Source organism: Stappia sp. (genome assembly GCF_048261845.1).
Classification (GTDB): Bacteria; Pseudomonadota; Alphaproteobacteria; order Rhizobiales; family Stappiaceae; genus Stappia.
The window spans coordinates 1-15,172 of record NZ_JBLXFR010000015.1; the positions used below are offsets into that span (position 1 = coordinate 1).

Annotated in this window: 11 protein-coding genes; 10 read left to right on the forward strand and 1 reads right to left on the reverse strand. The window is 67.0% G+C overall.

All coding sequences use genetic code 11. The features are described from left to right. From ACN0T5_RS08450 to ACN0T5_RS08460, 3 genes are all read left to right on the forward strand, one after another. Positions 1–3,563: autotransporter outer membrane beta-barrel domain-containing protein (locus tag ACN0T5_RS08450; RefSeq protein ID WP_417768182.1), on the forward strand; the 3,563-nt coding region annotated here is incomplete at its 5' end. Between the two features lie 288 nt (positions 3,564–3,851). After that, positions 3,852–4,301 carry a nucleoside diphosphate kinase regulator gene (gene rnk / locus ACN0T5_RS08455; protein ID WP_417768183.1) on the forward strand — a complete coding sequence of 150 codons (450 nt, stop codon included), beginning with the start codon at positions 3,852–3,854 and terminating at the stop codon, positions 4,299–4,301. A 147-nt stretch (positions 4,302–4,448) separates the two neighbouring features. Further along, positions 4,449–4,970, forward strand: coding sequence for a nucleoside-diphosphate kinase (locus tag ACN0T5_RS08460; RefSeq protein WP_417768184.1), 522 nt, complete (start codon positions 4,449–4,451; stop codon positions 4,968–4,970). Here the strand turns inward: ACN0T5_RS08460 and ACN0T5_RS08465 are convergent. Beyond that, entirely contained in the window at positions 4,925–6,229 is a 1,305-nt protein-coding gene (locus ACN0T5_RS08465; protein ID WP_417768185.1) for a Zn-dependent hydrolase, read from the reverse strand. The genes ACN0T5_RS08460 and ACN0T5_RS08465 overlap by 46 nt on opposite strands. Before the next feature lie 136 nt (positions 6,230–6,365). On the opposite strand from ACN0T5_RS08465, the gene ACN0T5_RS08470 reads away from it, so the two are divergent. The 7 genes from ACN0T5_RS08470 (at position 6,366) to ACN0T5_RS08500 (ending at position 15,158) form a co-directional block, all read left to right on the forward strand. Further along, complete coding sequence (locus ACN0T5_RS08470) at positions 6,366–7,922, forward strand: ABC transporter substrate-binding protein (protein WP_417768186.1); 1,557 nt, start codon at positions 6,366–6,368, stop codon at positions 7,920–7,922. A gap of 108 nt (positions 7,923–8,030) precedes the next feature. Next, positions 8,031–8,975 (forward strand): ABC transporter permease, encoded by a 945-nt coding sequence (locus ACN0T5_RS08475; protein ID WP_417768187.1) that lies wholly within the window; start codon positions 8,031–8,033, stop codon positions 8,973–8,975. After that, positions 8,975–10,921 (forward strand): dipeptide/oligopeptide/nickel ABC transporter permease/ATP-binding protein, encoded by a 1,947-nt coding sequence (locus ACN0T5_RS08480; protein ID WP_417768188.1) that lies wholly within the window; start codon positions 8,975–8,977, stop codon positions 10,919–10,921. The genes ACN0T5_RS08475 and ACN0T5_RS08480 overlap by 1 nt, the downstream gene beginning before the upstream one ends. Next, positions 10,914–11,930 carry an ABC transporter ATP-binding protein gene (locus ACN0T5_RS08485; RefSeq protein ID WP_417768189.1) on the forward strand — a complete coding sequence of 339 codons (1,017 nt, stop codon included), beginning with the start codon at positions 10,914–10,916 and terminating at the stop codon, positions 11,928–11,930. Before ACN0T5_RS08480 ends, ACN0T5_RS08485 begins: the two co-directional genes overlap by 8 nt. Next, positions 11,923–12,699, forward strand: coding sequence for a FadR/GntR family transcriptional regulator (locus ACN0T5_RS08490; RefSeq protein ID WP_417768190.1), 777 nt, complete (start codon positions 11,923–11,925; stop codon positions 12,697–12,699). The genes ACN0T5_RS08485 and ACN0T5_RS08490 overlap by 8 nt, the downstream gene beginning before the upstream one ends. Before the next feature lie 229 nt (positions 12,700–12,928). Further along, complete coding sequence (locus ACN0T5_RS08495; RefSeq protein WP_417768251.1) at positions 12,929–13,399, forward strand: Lrp/AsnC family transcriptional regulator; 471 nt, start codon at positions 12,929–12,931, stop codon at positions 13,397–13,399. Continuing rightward, positions 13,377–15,158, forward strand: a complete 1,782-nt coding sequence (locus tag ACN0T5_RS08500; protein WP_417768191.1) for an aminotransferase class V-fold PLP-dependent enzyme — start codon at positions 13,377–13,379, stop codon at positions 15,156–15,158. The genes ACN0T5_RS08495 and ACN0T5_RS08500 overlap by 23 nt, the downstream gene beginning before the upstream one ends. Positions 15,159–15,172: the final 14 nt, after the last annotated feature.

Below are 15,172 nucleotides of genomic sequence, written 5' to 3' on the forward strand. Positions count from 1 at the left end.
CGTATGACCTCAGGCAGGCGAGCGACCGCGATGCCGACGCCGATGCCGATACCGATGCCACCGACACGGCGCCCTCGCCGCCGAACGTGCGGGCGGTGGTGACGCGGGAGGTGGCGCGCAGGATCTTCGGCGGGTCGGGCACGGGAACCGACGGGAACGGCGGCACTGTCGATATCTCCACGGCGGCGGGCAGCACCGTGTCGACCTTCGGCGCGGCCTCTCACGCGATCCTGGCCCAGTCGCTTGGCGGCGGGGGAGGCGATATCGGCCATGTCGAGGCGCTGAGCCTTGCGGCGGGCGAAACGGCACCGGCGACGGAAACCGCCGGCACGGCGAGCTCGACCTATGATTTCACCGTCGCGCTGGGCTCGGCGGACCATTCGCGGACCAGTTCGTCGGGCGACAGCCGTGCGACACTGGCCGCCGGAGCTTCTGCGACGACCTCCGGCACCGGATCCCGCGCCGTGCTGGCCCAGTCGATCGCAGGCGGAGGCGGGACGTTCGCCACGGTGCTCGGCAGCACCCATATGGCGGGAGACGTGCCCACGGCGACATTCGATGTCACCCTCGGCGGCGAACAGGGCCACAGCGGCCACCCGGCGCGAAGCGGGACGGCGACGGTGACGTTCGGCCATGCGGGAGGCGCGAACGCCGCCAGTGTCATCACCGCCGCCGACCTGTCGCACGCCCTGGTGGCGCAGTCGGTCGCCTCGGGCGGCGGCAGCGCCGGCGTGATCATCTCCGACACGCTCTCCATTGCCGACCAGCGGATCACGGCGCGCCTTGGCGGGCGCGGCGCGGCGGAGGGGGCCGGGGGGCTCGCCAGCGTCGCGGCGACCGGAAACATCGCCACGGCGGGCGTCAACTCCTTCGGCATCCTGAGCCAGTCGATCGGCAGCGGCGGCGGCGAGTTCTTCGCCGGCCTGGCGCACGGAGCCTCGGCAACGCTGCAGCTCGACTTCGGCACGGAACACGCCGGATACGCGAGCGCCGGCGAGGCGAAGGCAACGCTTTCCGGCACGGTTGCAACCCATGGCAACCTCTCCCAGGGGATCGTGGTGCAGTCGGTCGGCGGCGGTGGCGGCGTGGCGACGGTCAATGCGGACGCTGTCGGCACGCTCAACCTCAACGCCACGTTCGGACGCACGACGGCAACCGGCGGGAACGGGGGCCGCGCAACGGTCGACCTCGCCGGCGGCCACGTGGTCACGGGCGGGGATTTCGCCTTTGGCGTGCTGGCGCAGTCGATCGGTGGCGGCGGCGGACTGCTTTCGGTCGACGCGGGATCCGGCACGGCGATCTTCGACCTGAGATTGCACACGGGCAGCGGCGGCACGGGCGGCGCCGTCGACGTGTCGCTGGACGGAGCGAGTTCGATCACGACCTCGGGCGCCCACGCGCATGGCATCTTCGCCCAGTCGGCGGGAAGCGGCGGCGGGCTGGCGCTGATCGACGGCGAGACAATCGGGATCCCGTCCGGGCCGACGACCCCTGCTTCGGCGTCGGCCGGCGGCGGGGCGGTCACGGTGACCTCGCATGGCGACATTCGCACGAGCGGCGCCTATTCGGACGGCATCTTCGCCTATTCGGCCAGCGGCGGGGCCCTGGTGGTGGAAAGCGACAATGGCGGGCGGATGATCGCCGGTCATGAAACCGGGCGGCAATCGGGCCAGGTGAGGGTGAACCAGCGCGGCACCGTCTCGGTGAGCGGGAACCACGCCTCGGCGATTTCCGCGCTGGCGCGCAGATCCGACGGGACGGCGATCTCGCTCGACATCGGCGGCAGGGTGAGCGCCGCGGGCGAGGAGGGAGCGGCCATTCGCGCCGTCAACGGCACGACCGGCTCGTTTGCGCATGGCGGCAATTCGACGATCACGACCAGTGTCAATGTGCGCGAGGGCGCCGTCGTGCTGGCCCGCGACGCTGCCACGGCCACCAACGCCATCATGATCGACGACGCACTGGGACGGTTCTCGCTCGGCATTGACGGCACGGTCGCCGCGGTCGGCGCGGATGGCGGCAGGATCGCCAGCTATGGCGGCCGGCAGACCGCGATCCGCACCAATGGCGACGGGCGGATCGATATCGGCGCCAGCGGCGGCATCGAGGGAACCATCGAGGTGGATCGTGGCACCGTCTCGGTGACGAACAACGGGGTGATCGACGGATCGCTGATCAATGCCGGCCTCTACACGCTGGGCAGCAGCGGTCGCCATTTCCTCGAGATCGATCCGGGGGCGGGAACCTCGGCGTATATTTCCGCGCTCACCGTCGAGAACGATGGCGGAACCCTCAACCCCTATCTGGCCTCTTTCGGGCACCTGGCGCATTCCGTCGAGATCGTCGACAGCGTTGGCGCGGGCTCGGTCGCCGGGCATGTGGCCAACACGCCGGTCCTGACGTTTCATACCACCAGCAGCGCCGACAGCGTTTCCGTGACCGGTGTGACGGCGAGCTTTGCCAATGCCGGACTTTCCGGCAATGCGGAAACCGTGGCACGGGCCGTGGACCCGCTGGTGCAGCGCTGGATGAACGGAGAGAGCGTCAGCCCGGAAGACGAGAACCTCTACGCCTTCCTGCTGGCGGCGGCCAACACGACGGGCAGCGGCGCATTGTCGGGCACGCTCTCGAATCATCTCGACGCGTCGCAGGACTACGATGTCGCCGTGAACCAGCACGTTGCCGCCATCTCGCATATCGACAACCTGCACAGCTGCGGAACCCAGTACGGGCCCTGGGCGGCCCTGCGCGAGGGCGAATGCAACTGGGCCAAGGCCACACACCGGATCACGGACAATTTCGCCTCGGGCAACACGGTCCGCGCTTCCGGTTTCTCCGTCGGCCGGCAGGTGGCCATCGCCGAGAACTGGCGGCTCGGTGCGGGTGCCGGCTTCAACATGAGCACCAGCAGCGGCGCGGGCGTTTCCAGCGACGGCTACGGCATTCATGCCGGCGGCGTCCTGAAATACACGCGCGATGCCTGGCTGGCCTCGGCCGCCGTGACCGGCTCCTATACGTGGGGAGAGGCCAGCCGCGTCGTCCCCCTGCCGGGCGCGATCGCACAGTCGGACCAGAAGGCGGCCGGCATCTCGGCCCGCCTGCGCATGGCGCACGCGTTCGATTTCAGCGGGGTCTTCGCGATCCCGACGCTGGATCTCGACATGTCGTGGATACACGATTTCGGCTACACGGAACGGGGCGCGGGCAGCTTCGGGCTGGCCGTCGACGCGCATGACATGTTCCTGGCCGATCTGCATCCGCAATTGCGCCTGGGCACCGATATCCGCTTCGATGGCGACCTCGTCGTGCGCCCCTATCTGGAGGCAGGCCTTGCCATCGCGCTCGACGGCGAGCACCGGATGAACCAGTCCTTCACCATGGGCGCCCTGGCGGGAACGAAGTTCTCCGTCGCGACGGATCGCGAAAGGGTGCGGGGGACGGTCACCGCCGGATTGAGCGTGCTGCAGGGCGAGCGCTTCGAGGCGAAGCTCCGCTACAATGGCAGCTTCGGCCGGGAAAGCCGCTCCCATGCGGCGAGTTTCAAGTTCGGCCTGCATTTCTGAAGGGCGAGGCTGCCGGCTTGACTTTGCCGCCGCGATCCCCCAACTCTCAGAACATGTTCAAGACCGGGTATCCTTCTCCGAACCTTCACAGGGTGTGTCCCATCGCGGGACACTAGCCCCCGGCCCGGTCGCGTCGCGCCCCGGCCGCGGGGCACAGGCTGACATCCCTGCCTTGCAGGACGATGCGCAGCCACACACGCGACATACATCATCCCAAGATACCGAAACCGGACCCGACAGCGCACGAGATGCGCCAGCGGGCCGCATATCCCGCAAGGAGAGCCGGACATGGCTTCCCAGACGAAGAAGCATCGCAAGCCCGCCATCCGCATGATCCGCTCCGACCACGAGCGCCTGTCGGGGCTGGCCGACAACTTCCTCGCCAGAAACCCGGCCGTTGCCGAGGAGCTCCTTGCCGAACTCGATCGCGCGCGCATCGTCGCGGACGGGCGGATTGCCGATGATGTCGTGCGCATGGGCTCGAAGGTGCGGTTCACCACGGATGCGGGAGAGGACCGCTCCGTGCGGCTGGTCTTCCCCGTAGATGCCGATATCGCCGAAGGGCGGATTTCCGTGCTTACCCCGATCGGGGTGGCCCTGATCGGCCTTTCGGCTGGCCAGTCCATCGACTGGACCGGGCGGGACGGGCGCACCCACCGGCTGACCGTGGAAAGCGTCGAGGCGCCTGCCGGCATTTCCGCCGACGAGGCCGTCGGCGAGCCGCGACCGGTATCGTGACCCATCTCCGGTCTCCACGCGACCTCTCGCTGAGCGGAGGTTGCCTTATCGCAGGATCGTAGCCCCTGTGTCGCATCACGCGGCCAGGGGATCCCTCCATTTCGTGTCACGACAACCGCTCCCGCAGCGGAGCGATGGAGACCTGCGATGTTGAACGAGACCTGTATCCTGACCACCAAGGATTTCACCATCCTCGAGGCGATGCGCGACCGTCATGTCGACCCGCACGACCCGCTGGCGCCGATCCTGGCGCGAAAGCTGAAGACCGCGCGGATGGTCCTGCATGACGATATCCCCGGCAATGTGGCGACGCTGAACAGCCGCGTGACGTTCCGGGTCGATGGCGCATGCGCCGAAACGCGGGTGCTCTCGCACGAGCGGATGAACCTCTTGGTGGGTGTGTTCCAGCCGATCACGACGCCGCGCGGGCTGGCGCTGCTGGGTCTTGCCGAAGGGCAGGAATACCGTCTCGTCTGGCGCGGCCTGGAAGAACGCGTCGTGCTCGATGCGGTGAACTACCAGCCGGAAGCGGCCCGCCATGGAAGGCTGCGGGACGGCGGCCCGGCGACGGGTACCGCGGGGCGGTTTCATGCCTCGCCGGGCATGCACGGGTTGAGGCTCGTTCACGGTGCCCGCGCGGATCGCGGCGGAGAGGCCGCCGGCGACTGACGAGGGGGGGAGTCCTGGCCGGTTGCCAACCGGACCAGGGTGGCAAGCATCAGGGCCGCCCCCTGTTCGATGTCGGGCCAGTGCGTGAATTCCTCCGGGGAGTGGCTGACGCCATCGCGGCTTGGAACGAAAACGAGGGCGGCGGGGCACAATGCCTGCATCGTCTGCGCGTCATGTCCGGCACCCGAGGGCATGTCGAGCGCGGCAAGGCCGAGGCGCGCGGCCTCCTGGCGCAGGATGTCCGTCAGGCCGGGATCGAGCGTCACCGGCGCCATCGGGCTCTGTTCTTCCATCATGCAGGTGAGCCCGTTCGAACGGGCGGCGTCAGTGATGCTGTCTTTGACCGCGTCAACGAGCGTGGCCATCGTCGGGCCGTCGGTGTCGCGGATGTTGACGATGAAATCGGCGCGGCCCGGCACCGTGTGCATGAAGTTCGGCCGGATATCGAGCTTGCCGATGGTGATGCGGCTGTTCTTGCCGCCATGCCGGGCGATTATCTCGGGAATGGCATGCGCAACGGCGGCCGCGCCGGCGAACGCGTCGGCGCGCAGGTGCATCGGCGTGGTGCCGGAATGGTTGGCCTTGCCATCGAGGCGGACCGCCAGGTTGACGAGGCCGGTCACGGTGTGGGCGATGCCGACGGGAATGCCCAGCTCTTCCAGGACGGGACCCTGCTCGACATGCAGTTCCAGGAAGGCCGTCACGGAGCCGGGCGCGCGTGCCGCCGTCAGCGCGTCGCGGGCATCAAGGCCGCAGGCCCGCATCGCATCGGCCAGCCGCGTGCCGTCTGCGTCGACGGCGGCATCCAGCTGTTCCGCCGTCACCTGCCCGGCAATCGCCTGGGACCCGAGCATGCCGCCGAAGCGCCCTTCTTCTTCCGCCGTTGCCACCACCTCGACGGCGACGGCCGGTGCGATCCCGGCATCGCGCATCGCGCGCACGCATTCCAGCGCGACGCAGGCACCCAGCGCGCCGTCGAAGGCACCGCCTTCCGGCACGGTATCAAGGTGGGACCCGACCATGATCGAGGGACCGTCCGCCGGGCCGAAGCGGCCGAAGACATTGGCGACGCCGTCGCGGCTGACCGCCAGGCCGTCCCGGCGCATCTCCTCCATGAACCAGTTTCGCACGGCCATGTCGGCCTGCGAGTAGCCGATGCGGTTGAGGCCGCCGGTCAGGGGGTTTTTTCCGAACGCGTTGACACCGTCAAGCAGGGCCCGCAGGCGGGAGGAGTTGATGCGCGGGGTGTGCTCGGACATGTCTCTTGCCTCTTTTGCGGGTGCTTGCGGGCGGGGCGGCGCGCGTGCCCAGCATGGCCGGTAATTTATTATGATAAAAGGTTGCACATTCCAATATTATCAGAATTAATTACCGGGCGCGAATGGAGGACACGCGATGAAAAAGCTTCTGGCAGCCGCCATCACTGCTGCGGGGGTGTTGCTGGCATCACCGGCGCTTTCGCAGACACCGCCCAACGTTCTGGTCGTCGGCCAGATCGCGGAGCCGAAATCCCTGGACCCGCACGCCGTGACCGCGGTCAACGATTTCCGCATCCTGGTGAATGTCTATGACGGGCTGACCCGCTACAGGGACGGAACGCTGGAGGTGGAGCCTTCGCTCGCCGAAAGCTGGACGATCTCGGACGACGGGAAGACCTACACGTTCAAGCTGCGTGAGGGTGTCGTCTTTCATGACGGGACGCCCTTCAACGCCGAGGCGGTGAAGTTCAATTTCGACCGGATGCTGAACGAGGATCACCCGTTCCACGACACCGGCCCGTTCCCGCTCGCCTTCTTCTTCTCGGCGATCGAGAAGGTGGTGGCGGTCGACGAGACCACCGTCGAGTTCCGGCTGACGGAGCCGTTCGCGCCCTTCCTGTCCAACCTTGCCTATCCGACCGGGCTGATCGTCTCGCCGGCGGCGGTGGAAAAGCACGGCAAGGATTTCGGCCGCAATCCGGTCGGCACCGGCGCCTTCCGGTTCGCCGAGTGGGACGCCAACGCCAAGCTGGTGGTGACCCGCAACGAGGACTACTGGGACGGTCCGGCGCCGCTCGAGGCCGTCATCTACCGGCCGATCACCGACGCCAACACGCGCATCGCGGAGATGCTGTCGGGCGGTCTCGACGTCATGGTCGAGGTGCCGCCCGACAACCTGACGCAGCTGCGGGACGATGCCGCCTTCACCGTTCACGAGCAGGCCGGGCCGCATGTCTGGTTCCTGATCCTGAACACGAAGGAAGGCCCCTTCGCCAGCAAGGAAATCCGTCAGGCGGCCAATTACGCCATCGACAAGAAGGCGCTGACCGAGAACATCCTGCAGGGCACGGCCGCCATTGCCGCCGGTCCGACGCCGCCGGCCTTTGCCTGGGCCTATAACGAGGACCTTGAGCCCTATCCCCACGATCCGGAAAAGGCGAAGCAGCTCCTGGCCGAGGCCGGTTATGACGGCGCGGAACTGACCTTCTACGTCACCGAGGGCGGTTCGGGCATGCTCGACCCGGTCGCCATGGGCACCGCGATCCAGGCGGACCTGCAGGCCGTCGGCATGAAGGTTAGAATCGAGACCTATGAGTGGAACACCTTCCTCGGCAAGGTGAACCCGGGGCTCGAGGGCAAGGCCGACATGGCGGAGATGGCCTGGATGACCAACGATCCGGACACATTGCCGTTCCTTGCCCTGCGCTCGGAAGCCATGCCGGACAAGGGCGGCTTCAATTCCGGCTACTACGCCAACGAGAAGGTGGACGAGCTGCTCGACAAGGCGCGGGCGGTCACCGACCAGGGCGAGCGGGCGAGGCTCTACAAGGAGATGCAGGAGATCGTCCATGAGGACGCGCCCTGGGTCTTTGTCGCCAACTGGAAGCAGAACGCGGTCACCGGCGCCAATGTCGAGAACTTCAAGCTGCAGCCGTCCTTCTTCCTGATGCTGCAGGACGTCGCCAAGCCCTGAGGGAGGCGACATCGCATCCGACCGCCCGCTCCCCTCGCATCCGGGAGCGGGCGGCCCCGGCAATGGAAGCGCACCGCGCCCCGAACGAGACGCAAAAGGGCCTCACGCATGGCAGCCTATATCGCCAAGCGCCTTCTTGCCGCGATCCCGGTCCTGTTCGGATTGTCGGTCATCGTCTTCCTGATCATGGCGATGATCCCGGGCGATCCGGCAACCGCGATCCTCGGATCCTATGCGACGCCGGAAAACGTCGCCAAGCTGAACGCGGATCTCGGCCTCGACAAGCCCCTGCCGCAGCAATACCTGATCTGGCTCGGCAACATCCTGCAAGGTGATTTCGGCCGCTCCTACGCGCTCAACCGGCCTGTTCTCGACGAGGTGCTGGAGCGGTTCTCCGCCACGCTGATCCTTGCCGGCACGGCGCTGGTCCTGTGCTCGATCCTCGGCCTCGTGGCCGGCGTCGTCTCGGCCGTGCGCCAGTACGGCCTCGCGGACAAGGCGATCACCGTCCTCGTCCTCATCGGCATCTCGACACCCTCGTTCTGGCTCGGCCTGCTGCTGATCCTGGTGTTTGCCGTCAAGATCCGTCTGTTTCCGGCGAGCGGCATGTACGCCATCTATGGCGGCGGCGACCTGCCGGACCTCCTGCACCACCTGTTCCTGCCGGCGCTGACGCTGGCGGTGGTCGCCACCGGCGTGATCGCCCGGCTGACCCGCACGGCGATGCTGGAGGTGCTGCGGCAGGACTATATCCGCACCGCCCGGGCCAAGGGGCTGACCGAGCGCCGGGTGATCTATCGCCATGCCTTCAAGGCGGCGCTGGTCAGCGTCATTCCCGTCATCGGCATCCAGGCGGGCTTCGTGCTCGGCGGCGCGGTCTATATCGAGACCGTGTTCCAGTGGCCGGGGATCGGCTCGATGCTCGTCAACGCGATCTCGACGCGCGACCTCCTGCTGGTGCAGGGCGGGGTCGTTGTCGTCGCGGCTGCCTATGTCCTGTTCAACCTGGCGGCGGACGTCGTCCAGACCCTGCTCGATCCGAGGTTGCGCTGATGAGTGACACCGCCGCCGCCGGTTCCGCAGGCAGGACGCGCAAGGCCCGAAAGCGGGGCAGGCCGGGCCCCGTGCGGCTGCTTCTCAACAACACGCTGGCAACGACCGGGCTCGCCGTGCTTGTCGCGATCGTGCTTGCGGCGCTTGCCGCGCCCTTGCTGCCCCTGCCCGATCCCGATGTCACCGCGCCGGCCGACCGTCTCCTCAGGCCGCTGGCCGAGGGGCATCTCCTGGGCACCGACGCGCTCGGCCGCGATATCCTGTCCCGGCTGGTCTGGGGAACGCGGGTCAGCCTTGCCGTCGGCCTGTCGGCGACGCTGATCGCCGCCTTTTTCGGCTCTCTGATCGGGCTTGTGGCGGGATATGCGGGCGGGCGGACCGACACGCTCCTGATGCGCGGCATCGACATGGTCATGGCCTTTCCCTACATCCTGCTGGCGCTGGCGATCGTCGCAGCGCTCGGGCCTGGCCTCGTCAATGCGCTCTATGCGATTGCCGTGATCAACATCCCCTTCTTCGCCCGCAACATCCGGGGCATTACCATCGGCCTGTCGCGGCGCGAGTTCGTCGATGCGGCGCGCCTGTCGGGCAAGTCCAACGCGGCGATCCTGTTCGGCGAAGTGCTGCCCAATGTGCTGCCGGTGATCATCATCACCATGTCGACGACGATCGGCTGGATGATCCTGGAGACGGCGGGCCTTTCGTTCCTGGGGCTCGGCGCGCAGCCGCCGCAGGCGGATCTCGGCTCGATGCTTGGCGACGGACGCAAGATCCTCTTCACCGCGCCGCATGTCTCGATCGTGCCCGGGCTGATGATCTTCGTGCTGGTGATGAGCATCAACCTGTTCGGCGACGGCGTGCGGGACGTTCTCGACCCAAGGCTCAAGTCCGGCGCGCTGACGCGTCCCGTGGCGCGCACGGCGGTGGACCGCGCGCGCGAGGCGCATCCGCGCAAGCATTCGGACAGCGTGCTCGACGTCGTCGGCCTCAACACGCAGTTTCATGTCGGGGGAGAGACCTACCGGGCCGTCGGCGGCGTCGACCTGCACCTGAAACCGGCTGAGTGCCTGGGGATCGTCGGCGAATCCGGGTCGGGCAAGTCGGTGACCGCCATGTCGCTGATGGGGCTCGTTCCAACCCCGCCCGGCCGCATCACCGGAGGGTCCGCGTGGCTGGAGGACGAGGACCTCTTCTCCGTCAACGACGAGCGCATCCGGCAATTGCGCGGGGCCGATGTCAGTCACGTCTTCCAGGATCCCCTGTCGACGCTGCATCCGCTGTTCACCATAGGCGACCAGCTCACCGAGGCGATCATGGCGCACCGGCCGATGCGACGCTCGGAGGCCGACCGGCGCGCGGAGGAGCTGCTGCGGCTGGTGCGCATCACCAATCCGGCAGAACGGCTGAAGGTCTATCCGCACGAATTGTCCGGCGGCATGCGCCAGCGCGTGTGCATCGCCATGGCGCTGGCCAACGATGCCAAGGTGATCATCGCCGACGAGCCGACAACGGCGCTGGATGTCACGGTCCAGGCGCAGATCCTGTCGCTGCTGGATGCGCTGCGGCGCGAGAGCAACGCGGCGATCCTCTTCATCACCCATGATTTCGGGGTGGTCTCGGCGGTCTGCGACCGTGTCGCGGTGATGTATGCGGGACGCATCGTGGAAACCGGCGAGACCGGGGAGGTGCTGGCGCGCCCGGCCCATCCCTATACCGGCAAGCTGATCGACTGCGTGCCGGTGCTCGGACAGCCTGAGAGGCGGCTGGATGCCATCGAGGGACGCCCGCCCGTCGTCAACGCGCTGCCCGCCGGCTGCGCCTTCGCGGAGCGCTGCGAGCGGGCCGAGGCCGATTGCCGGCAGGGGGACATCCCGCTGTCGCCGTTCGGCGAGGGGCGGGCGGTGCGCTGCCTGCACCCGTTGGCCGGGGAGGCCGCCAATGGCTGATCCCGTCCTTCTGGAGATAAAGAACGCCGAACGCGTGTTCGGGGGCGGGCGTACCCTGTTCGGCAGGGCCTTGCCGGCCGTCCATGCGGTGCAGGACGTGTCGCTGGACGTGCGCAAGGGCGAGACGCTGGGTGTGGTCGGGGAATCGGGTTGCGGAAAGTCGACGCTTGCCCGCCTGGTCGTCGGGCTGGACCGGCCGACGTCCGGCAGGATCACCTTCGACGGCCGTGACCTTGTTGCCGATGCGCGGCGCGATCCGAGGGCGCTGGCCCGGCGCGTGCAGTATGTCTTCCAGGATCCGGTCGCCTCGCTCAACCCGCGCAAGACCATCCGCGCGATCCTGGAAGCGCCGCTGCGCCATCTTCTCGGTCTCGACAGGCGCGCGCGCGAGGCGCGGCTGCGCGAGTTGATGGAAGCGGTCAACCTGGCGCCGGAGTTCCTCGAGCGCTACCCGCATGAATTCTCGGGCGGGCAGGCGCAGCGCATCGGCATTGCCCGGGCGCTCGCCGCCGATCCGGAGCTGATCGTTCTGGACGAGCCGGTATCGGCGCTGGACGTCTCGGTGCAGGCGCAGGTGCTGAACATCCTCGACGGCCTCAAGACCCGTTTCGGCCTGACCTATGTGTTCATCAGCCACGACCTGTCCGTGGTGGAGAGCGTCAGCGACCGTGTCGCGGTGATGTATTTCGGACGGGTCGCCGAAGTCGGCCCGGCAGGGCAGATCTTCGCGGCGCCCCGGCATCCCTATACGCATCTCCTGCTGAAATCGGCGCCGGTGCCGGGCCGGCGCTCGCTCATTCCCGAAGATGCCAACACCGAGTTGCCGGATCCCTACAATCCGCCGCCCGGCTGCGCTTTCCATGCGCGCTGTCCGCGTGGTACGGACGTCTGCCTTGCGACGCACCCGCCTCTTGAACCTGCGGCAGGCGCGGCGGCGCACGAGACGGCCTGCCACCATCCGGTGGACACGGAAAGACAGACAGGGGGAAACGGGAGGGGAGATGTCTGACCTTGACCCGACGGCGCCCGCGCCGATGCTCTCGCAGCTTTCCGCCATCCTGCGCCGGCCCAAGCGGCCCGACATCATTGCCGACAAGATCCGGGAGATGATCGTCGCGCAGGGGCTCGCTCCCGGCGACCGCGTGCCGCATGACTGGCTGCTGCCCGAAACGCATGGCGCCTCGCGCGGGACGTTGCGCGAGGCGCTGAAGGTCCTCGAATTCCAGGGGCTGACGACCAGCAAGACCGGACCGGGGGGCGGTGTCTTCGTGTCCAGCGTCGGCGCCGGCCAGGCGATCCGCCTGCTCGACAACCTGTTCCTGTTCCAGCCGCCGTCGATCGCCGACATCTATGCGATCCGCAAGGAACTGGAGCCGCTGCTGGCGGCGAGCGTCGCCGGCAAGCTCTCCGAGGAAGCCTTTGCGGCGCTGCGCCAGACCATCCGCCTCTACGAGAGCGAACCGCAGACAGCGGAAGAAGAATACAAGCAGCGGCTGGCCGAACTGGATTTTCATCTTGAACTGGCGCGGCGCACGGACAACGCGCTGCTCGGGTTCGTCTGCATCTTCCTGGTCAGCCTGCTGCGCGACATGACCGCCTGCCGGGCGATCTACCGCAAGGCCAACCCGTCCCTTCGCGAGACCGGACTGGACTACCAGGTCCGCCTGTTGCGCGCCATCAAGGCGGGGGATGCGGACGGTGCCTGCCGGATCATGCGCGAACACATGATCGCGGCAGAGGCCTACATGCTGGAACACGCCGAGTTCGTGCGCGGCTAACCGGCGCGCCCGAGCGAGACCTTCCCACCCTGCACAGCGCACGACAGCGACGCACAAGCGATGCTTGCATGGCCGCGCCTGTTTCCCCTTCTGCTTTTGGTCCGCTCCTCCGGAGGCATGTTTCCATGCGCCCGGCATTTAGGAAGCTCATTCTCCGATGGACGAAAATTTCATCTCGATTAGAATGTATGAACCATGAAAATGCGATTTTGGGGTATGAAAGATGCAAATTGACGAGTTTGATCGAAAGATACTATCCACAATTCAAGATGATGCTAGTCTGTCCGTAGCTCAAATATCTGAGCGCGTAGGTCTTTCGACCACGCCATGCTGGCGACGGCTTCAGAAACTTGAGCGCGAAGGATATATCGATGGCCGCGTAACGCTTTTGAATCAAAGCAAAATCGGCCTCGATCTTACGGTTTTCGTGATGATACGAACCAGCCACCACAACACCGAGTGGCTGGAAAAATTCAACAAGGTGGTGGGTCTTTTCCCTGAAATCGTCGAAGTGAACAGGCTGGCCGGTGAGTACGACTATCTGCTGAAAGTGATCACTCGAAGTAACTCGTCATATGACGCGTTCTACAAGAAGTTCATCAATCTAATCGAGTTGAATGATGTCACATCCTGTTTCTCAATGGAGCAAATCAAACGAAGCACGAGGCTTCCGCTCGATGCTGTCGGAGGGGGCGCCTGAGGCCCTGATCGATGCCATTCGCGCCGGCGTCATCGGCGAGGGGCAGGCGATCGCGACGCCGTTCGGCACCCGCCCTCTCGTCTATGCGGACTATGTGGCTTCGGGGCGTGGCCTGACGTTCATCGAGGACCTCATCCGCTCGCAGCTCCTGCCCAATTACGGCAATACCCACACCGAAACCTCCCATACCGGGCGCCGGACAACGCGGCTGCGCGAGATTGCCAGGGATGCGATCCGCAAGTCGGTCGGCGCCGGTTCCGGCCATGCGGTGATCTTCACCGGCTCGGGGGCGACCTCGGCCGTCAACAAGCTTGTGCGGGCCCTGCAGCTGAATGGCACGCTGCCACGGCGGTCCGAGCTTGCCGGGCTGGCCGAGGCCGACAGGCCGGTCGTGCTTGTCGGCCCTTACGAGCATCACTCGAACGACCTGCCCTGGCGGGAGAGCGGCGCGCGCATCTGCAGGATACCGCTGGACGCCGATGGCGGCATCTGCCTTGCGACGCTGCGGCGTGAACTGGAGGCGGCGTCTTCCCATGTCGCGAAGATCGGCGTGTTTTCCGCCGCGTCGAACGTCACCGGGATCAAGAGCGACATCCGGGCGATCGCACGCCTGCTGCATGCGCATGACGGATTGTTCTTCTGCGATTTCGCGGCCGGTGCGCCCTACATGCCGGTGTCGATCGCGGAGAGCGCCGCCGGAGCCGCAGACCAGCCCGACGCATTGTTCCTGTCTCCGCACAAGTTCATCGGCGGTCCGGGCGCCTCGGGCCTGCTGGTCTGCGACGCCTCGCTGTTCGAGGGAATCGAGCCGACGATGACCGGCGGCGGCACCGTCAGCTACGTCACCGCGACCGGCCATCGCTACGTCTCAAGCGTCGAGCGGCGCGAGGAGGCGGGAACGCCGAACATCATCGGCGACATCAAGGCGGGCCTGGTTCTGGAACTGAAGGACCGGGTCGGCGCGCAGGAGATCGAGCGGCGCGAGGCGGTGATGGTCGAGCGCGCCATGCGCAGCTGGTCCGCGGACCGGAACATCGAGCTTCTCGGCCCCGCCGAGGCGGACCGCATCGGGGTTTTCGCCTTCAACATCCGCTGCGGCGCCAAGAAGCTTCACTACGGTTTCGTGGTGGCCCTGCTCAACGACCTGTTCGGCATCCAGGCGCGTGGCGGATGTTCCTGCGCCGGCCCCTATGGCCATGCGCTGCTTGGCATCGACGAGGCCGACGCGGCCCGGCACGAGGAAAAAGTCGGTGACGGGCAGGGGCTTCTTCGGCCGGGCTGGGTCCGGCTCGGGTTCAACTATTTCTTCGACGACAGGACCACGCAATACATCATCGAGGCGGTGCGGTTCGTCGCGGCGCACGGCGCGGCATTCATGTCGCTCTACGAGGTCGATCCGCGAACCGGCGTGTGGAGCGTTCCCCGTTTCGCGGCCAGGGCGCCAGCTCGTCCCGCGAGCCTGATCGACGCGTTTTGCGAAAGCGATGCACCGGCGGGCATGGGCGATGCGGTTCCCGATTTCGCCGAATGCATGGCCCGGGCACAGGAGCTCGCCGCCGAGCAGATCTCCAGTCTCGGCGTCAATGCCGCGCTCCCCGAGGCAGGCCCTGCGGCCGACTGTCTTTCCTGGTTCTGGACCCGGGACGAGATCGCGGCGCTGAACAGACAGTTGATCGAAGGCGCCGAAACTTCTATCCACGAAGCCTCCTCCCGCCCGTCGCCCACGGGCATGTCGACCGCGTTCCCGCGGACATCCTGATCACGGACCACGCC

What these genes read in the sequence shown, in the direction of transcription:
- rnk (WP_417768183.1), top strand. Translation starts at nt 3,852, where the DNA reads ATGGCTTCCCAGACGAAGAAGCATCGCAAGCCCGCCATCCGCATGATC.
- ACN0T5_RS08460 (WP_417768184.1), top strand. Translation starts at nt 4,449, where the DNA reads ATGTTGAACGAGACCTGTATCCTGACCACCAAGGATTTCACCATCCTC.
- ACN0T5_RS08465 (WP_417768185.1), bottom strand. Translation starts at nt 6,229, where the DNA reads ATGTCCGAGCACACCCCGCGCATCAACTCCTCCCGCCTGCGGGCCCTG.
- ACN0T5_RS08470 (WP_417768186.1), top strand. Translation starts at nt 6,366, where the DNA reads ATGAAAAAGCTTCTGGCAGCCGCCATCACTGCTGCGGGGGTGTTGCTG.
- ACN0T5_RS08475 (WP_417768187.1), top strand. Translation starts at nt 8,031, where the DNA reads ATGGCAGCCTATATCGCCAAGCGCCTTCTTGCCGCGATCCCGGTCCTG.
- ACN0T5_RS08480 (WP_417768188.1), top strand. Translation starts at nt 8,975, where the DNA reads ATGAGTGACACCGCCGCCGCCGGTTCCGCAGGCAGGACGCGCAAGGCC.
- ACN0T5_RS08485 (WP_417768189.1), top strand. Translation starts at nt 10,914, where the DNA reads ATGGCTGATCCCGTCCTTCTGGAGATAAAGAACGCCGAACGCGTGTTC.
- ACN0T5_RS08490 (WP_417768190.1), top strand. Translation starts at nt 11,923, where the DNA reads ATGTCTGACCTTGACCCGACGGCGCCCGCGCCGATGCTCTCGCAGCTT.
- ACN0T5_RS08500 (WP_417768191.1), top strand. Translation starts at nt 13,377, where the DNA reads ATGCTGTCGGAGGGGGCGCCTGAGGCCCTGATCGATGCCATTCGCGCC.